A 5,873-nucleotide genomic window follows, 5' to 3' on the forward strand; every position below is an offset into this window, starting at 1 on the left:
TGGCCAGGAAGTACGGGAGCGCGGCGGCGAACACCAGCGGGCTGAGGAGCCTGCTGTCATAGGGATAGGCCAGGAGGAAAAGCAACCCGAAGCTGGCCCAGGTAATGGAAGCCATGTAGTTCACACGCAGCATGATTTCGCGCTTGCGCATGGCCTTCTCGCTGCCGCGGCGTTTCCGGATGGTTTCCCACAGCTTGGGCAGGATCAGCAGCCCGCCGTTGGCCCACCGCCGGCGCTGCACCACCAGGGAACCGAAGTCGGGCGGCGTCGCACTGTAGCTCAGCCGTTCGGGATAGTTGACCAGGTCCCAGCCTTCGCGGCCCAGGTCGACGCTGGATTCGGTGTCTTCGATGACGGTCCGGTCCTGGATGTAGGTCCGCACCTCAAAGCCGCCCTCGGAGGAGACTTCCACGATGTCATCGAGCGCAACTCTGCGGATCACGGCGTTGGCGCCCACCCAGAAGGTCGACCCGTACCGGGTCATGCCCTGGTGCTGGATGTGCTGCAGGTCCGTGGTGGCCCCGGCGACACGTTCGATTCGTGTGGGTGCGCCGCGGAAGGACGAATACGGCGTCTGGGTGACCGCGACCCGCTCGTTGCCGGGGGACTCCAGGAAGTGGACCAGCCGGAGGCAGTAATCCCGCAACAGCAGCGAGTCGGCGTCGAGGGTCAGGACATAGGTGCTGTCCTCAACGACCAGGTCATCCGCGGACGGCTCGACGGCGGGGCGGAGCACCGTCCCGTCGGCGGTCTGCTCGCGCCGCCAGCGGTGCCCCATCAGGCTGAGGTAAGCATTCAGGTTCATGGCCTTGTTCGCTTCGTGCGAGAGGCTCACATACTTCTTGCGTTCAAAGGTGGAGACCTGGGCATTGAAGATCCAAGTCAGGCGCGCGTACAGCTCCCGCATGCGGGGCTGCTCCGGTTCGGCCGCCTGGGCCTTCGCCGCGTACAGGGCGGTCAGAACCAGTCGCAGCTCGCGGGCCAGTCCCATGAGCACCAGGTCCACGAAGAATTCGTCCACGTGGTCTTCGACCCGCTCGGCCTCGGCCATGGCTTCAAGCCAGCCGGCAGCGTACTCGTATTCCTCGATCAGCGCGGACAGCTCGCCGCCGGCGCTACCTTCGCCGACCCGCCGGTTGAAGGCGTCGCTTGCGGCGTTCAGCCGGTTGGCTGGCTCCTGGAGGGTGGCCGTAATGCTTGCGGCTAGATCCCGTGTTGCCTGCAACCGGCGCTGGTCCTCCGGGTCCCCCGGGAAAGGCGGATCGTCGACCAGGAGCACGACGGACAGGTCCGGGAATTCCTGCAGCGCTGCTGACCAGAGCGTGGCCCGGACCACCTGCGGTTCCTCGGCGTAGGAGGGGACCAACACTGTGATCGCGTGCGGGTAGTCGGTGAAATGGCGGTCCAGCTCGCCGCGGGGGACCCTGCGGTGGTCGCGGAACCGGTTGAGGGCGCCCTGCCTGGCCAGCAGGTACATCAGGGCCGAAAAAGTCAGGAACGTGACGACGACGACGTAGGACACCGCCTCGGCCCGGAACCTGAACCCCGCGGTGGGATCGTTGACCAAGGTCCTGATCACTGTGGTCACCACGTAGGCGACCCAGGCCAGCATCGTCACCACAATGCCGACCCGGCCGAGAATGATTTTCCGGCGCGAGGGTTCCGGGTGCACAATGGCCAATGGCCACTGGCGTCTGCGGCTCTTTGTCGCCGGGTCGTCGGCAGCAGTGTCTTCAGGCCGCGGAACGACCAAGAGGTCAGACATATTTCCCCATCCACATCATGTGTACCCCCAGCGGACACACCGCGGACCGCCCTCCGGTACAGCCGGAACGCGGTCTGCCCTTATAATAAGCGCACGACCCCAAAAAGTTGTCCTCCGGCGCTCTCGCGTATTCGGCAGGTAATTTGTTTGGCCGCGAATCCGCGTGGAGGGGTTGGAGCAAGTTCTCTGACAAGTATTGGGGTATATCTGTGTCGAACCGCTTTCCCGGGCGCCGCCTCTCTAAATTGCGGCTCGGAATTCTGGTAATTGTCCTGCTCGGTCTGACCGGCGGGTCGTATCTGGGGCTGCGCTCATTTCAGGACGCTAATGCGGCGTCGTCAATTCCGTCGGTCTTTTCCGGCTACGTCGACGTGACCGCCACGCCCCGCTTCGCCTTTGAATCCCCGAACAGCGCGGAGGCTAAAGGAGCGGTCCTGTCCTTTATTGTTTCCGACCTCAAGAACGCCTGCACGCCCTCCTGGGGCACAGCGTATGGCCTTGCCGAGGCCGAATCGGCGTTGGACCTGGATCGGCGGATCGCCAGGTTGCGCCAGATCGGCGGCACCGTGTCCGTCTCCTTCGGCGGCCTGACCAACAGCGAACTGGCCGTGGGCTGCACGGACCAATCCAAGCTCACCAGCGCCTACCGCGAAGTCGTTGAGCGCTACGACCTCCGCTCGATCGACCTCGACATCGAGGGGACCGCCCTCGCGGACACCGCCTCCATTGACCGGCGCGCCGGCGCGGTGGCCGCTCTCCAGCAGGATCGCAAGAACAGCGGCAAGAACCTCGACGTGTGGCTGACCCTGCCGGCGGATCCGGCTGGACTGACGCAGACGGGGCGGGACCTGGTCCTGCGGACGCTGCGCTCCGGCGTCGAACTTGCCGGGGTCAACATCATGACCATGGACTTTGGCGGCAGTAAGCCGGCCACCCAAACCATGTTCCAGGCTTCCGCCTCGGCGGCCGATGCGGCGCACACGCAACTGCAGTCGATCTATCGCGAGAACGGTGCGGACCTCGGGTCCGACACCGCTTGGCGCAAACTCGGCATCACCCCGATGATCGGGCAGAACGACATTGCCGGGGAAATCTTCACGCTCGACGACGCCGCCTCCCTGAACGGGTACGCCAAGTCCAAGGGCGTCGGCCGGGTCTCCATGTGGTCCCTCAACCGGGACCGGACCTGTGGAAGCAACTACCCGGACGTCGCGAAGGTCTCGGACAGCTGCAGCGGCATCCAGCAGGGCGACGCCTTGTTCTCCACTGTCCTGGGCGCCGACGTCATACCCACCAGGGCCGCCCAGGCTCCCGCCCCGGCCGCCTCCACAGCCGCCTCCCCCGCTCCGACCGCAACGGATGATCCTGCCACGAGCCCCTATCCGGTGTGGAAGGAAACAGCACGTTATGTCGCCGGCGACCGCGCAGTGTGGCATGGCAACGTCTACGAGGCCAAGTGGTGGACGCAGGGCGCGAGCCCGGACAACCCCGTGGACCAGGGCGCCACCGTCCCGTGGAAGCTCATCGGCCCCGTGCTGCCCGGTGACCGACCCAGCCCGCAAGCCACCATCGCCGCCGGCACCTATCCGGACTGGTCTCCGACCGCGGCCTACCTGCGCGGCTCCCGGATCCTGTTCGACGGCTATGCCTTCGAAGCCAAATGGTGGACGCAGTCCAACAGCCCGCAGGCGTCCCTCGACGGCGCCCCGGACTCGCCGTGGATGAAACTTACGGCGGCGCAACTGCAGACGCCGGCGGCCAAGTAGGCGCTCGGAGTTGCCGCGGGCGGCAGCCTAGGAAGCTGCCGCCCTCAGCCGTTCGTCAGTCTGCTGTTTATCAGCCTACTGTTCATCAGCCCTCCATGAGGGGTTAATGACCAATGAGTAACTTAGGGGAGTCCCGCAGAGATCCAACCCCTTTAAGAGGCTCCCCCCATGAGCGCTACTCGCACCCGAGGCATCCTTACGGCCGTCACAACTCTCGCCCTGGCCGCGTCCGTGATCGGCGGAACTGCCGTCGCGCAGGCCGCCAACAACAATGCCCAACACCAGGACGCACACGCCGGTTCCGCTAGCCACAGCGACCCGGACACCGCCCTGGCGGACGCGTTCAACCGCCTTGACCGGACCACGGCCTGGCAGCAGACGTCGAAGCTGAAGCTGAACTTTCCGACCTTCCACACGGAAGGGATCGCTTACAGCCAAGACCACATCTTCCTCTCGGCTGTCCAGATCCTTGAACCGACCACCAAGTTCCCTTCCCCGCAGAACGGCTTTGACCGGACGCCGGGCAAGGGCATCGGCCACCTGTTTGTCATGGACAAGGCCGGGAAGCTCCAAAAGGACATCATCCTGGGCGAGGGCGACATGTACCACCCGGGCGGCATCGACTTCGACGGCACCAACGTCTGGGTTCCAGTGGCCCAGTACCGGCCAAACAGTAGCGCCATCATCTACCGCGTCGACGCGAACACCCTCGACGTGCACAAGCAGTTCGAAGTTCCGGACCACTTCGGCGGCATCGTGCTGGACAAGCAGACCGGCCACCTGGTCGGCAACACCTGGGGTTCGCGCCGCTTTGCGGAATGGGATCTTCAGGGCAAGCAGCTCTCCACCTGGGCGAACCCGAACTTCTTCATCGATTACCAGGACTGCCAATACGTGCCCAACTCCAAGATGCTCTGCGGCGGCATCACCAACCTCCCGCAAACCCCTGCCGCCGGCGGAACCGATGCCACCTATGAACTCGGCGGCCTGGCCATGATGGACCTAAAGTCCCACACCGTGACCCGCGACGTTCCGTTCCAGCAGTGGTCCACCGCCGGGCATGTGGCCACCCGCAACCCCTTCAAAATGACCGCCGACGGCGACCACCTCACCATGAAGGTGGCGCCCGACAACGGCGACGAAGGCAACGGCACCGAAATCCTCAGCTACGAAGCCACCGTAGCCCCGGCCAAGTAGGGCTGTCCGACGAGGACCGACCGCGAAACGGCGGCCTCCGGCCCTCCCTGGCGACCACACACCGAACACCTCCGGCTGGCATCAGCGCCACCCCGCATCGGAACGATTGGATACCCCATGTCTCATCCAGCTCAACGCCTCACCCGGCAGCGCGTCGCCGCCGCCACGGGGGCGGTAGCCCTTGGCGCCTCGGCGCTGACCGCAGGCCTGTTCGGCTTCGGCGCATCCCCCGCCTCAGCCGGCGGCGATGACCACCACGGCACGGCGACGCCGATCCAGCACGTCGTCGTCATCTTCCAGGAGAACGTCTCCTTCGACCACTACTTCGCCACGTACCCGAAGGCCGCGAACATTCCCGGCGAAACCCAGCAGGGGTCGGGCACCAAAGCCGCGACGTTCACGGCGGCGAAGAACACGCCCAAGAAGATCGACACGCTGGCCTCCGCCGGCCTGCTGGCACCGAACAACCCCAACTCGGTCCAGCCCTCCCGGCTCACGCCGCAGCAGGCGGTCACCTGCGACCAGGACCACAACTACGGCGCCGAGCAGAAGGCTTACAACGGCGGCCTGATGAACAAGTTCGTCGAATTCACCAGCCGGGACGCCTGCGGCGCCAACCAGTACGGCCGCAACGGGCTGACCATGGATTACTACGACGGCAACACGGTCACCGGCATCTGGAACTACGCCCAGAACTACGCCATGAGCGACAACCACTACAGCACCGTCTTTGGCCCCTCCACCCCGGGTGCACTGAACCTGGTCTCCGGCCAGACCCACGGCGCCACCGAGTTCACCGCCGCCGGCCAGCCCGTGGCCACCCCCTCGGCCGGCAGCTACACCGTCCGCCAGCCGGACGCCACCGGCGTCGGCACGGTCATCAACGACCCGGACCCGGTCTACGACGACTGCTCGAACAGCAGCCACGCCAAGACCAACAACCTGGCCGGCATGAACGGCAAGAACATCGGCGACCTGCTCAACGCCAAGGGCACCTCGTGGGGCTGGTTCCAGGGCGGGTTTGCTCCCACCACCGCCGCGACCGGCACCGCCCCGGCGTCGTGCCTGTCCAGCCACACCAACGCCGCCGGCGCCTCCGTGGTGGACTACTCCCCGCACCACCAGCCGTTCCAGTACTACAAGTC

The 5,873-nt window shown here is 65.6% G+C and carries 4 protein-coding genes; 3 read left to right on the plus strand and 1 reads right to left on the minus strand.

The genetic code is table 11. From position 1 onward, the window contains the following. A partial coding sequence (locus AB4Y86_RS10080; protein WP_441402101.1) for a glycosyltransferase family 2 protein occupies positions 1–1,765 on the minus strand: 1,765 nt, incomplete at its 3' end. A 209-nt stretch (positions 1,766–1,974) separates the two neighbouring features. Between AB4Y86_RS10080 and AB4Y86_RS10085 the strand changes: the two genes are divergently transcribed. From AB4Y86_RS10085 to AB4Y86_RS10095, 3 genes are all read left to right on the plus strand, one after another. Further along, on the plus strand, positions 1,975–3,531 hold the full coding sequence (locus AB4Y86_RS10085; RefSeq protein WP_441402102.1) for a chitinase: 1,557 nt from the start codon (positions 1,975–1,977) through the stop codon (positions 3,529–3,531). A gap of 168 nt (positions 3,532–3,699) precedes the next feature. Further along, positions 3,700–4,728, plus strand: coding sequence for a DUF6454 family protein (locus AB4Y86_RS10090; RefSeq protein WP_441402103.1), 1,029 nt, complete (start codon positions 3,700–3,702; stop codon positions 4,726–4,728). Positions 4,729–4,845: 117 nt separating this feature from the next. Next, positions 4,846–5,873: alkaline phosphatase family protein (locus tag AB4Y86_RS10095; protein WP_441402104.1), on the plus strand; the 1,028-nt coding region annotated here is incomplete at its 3' end.

Origin of the sequence: Arthrobacter sp. 2YAF22_2 (assembly GCF_052114645.1) — a bacterium.
Lineage (GTDB): Bacteria > Actinomycetota > Actinomycetes > Actinomycetales > Micrococcaceae > Arthrobacter.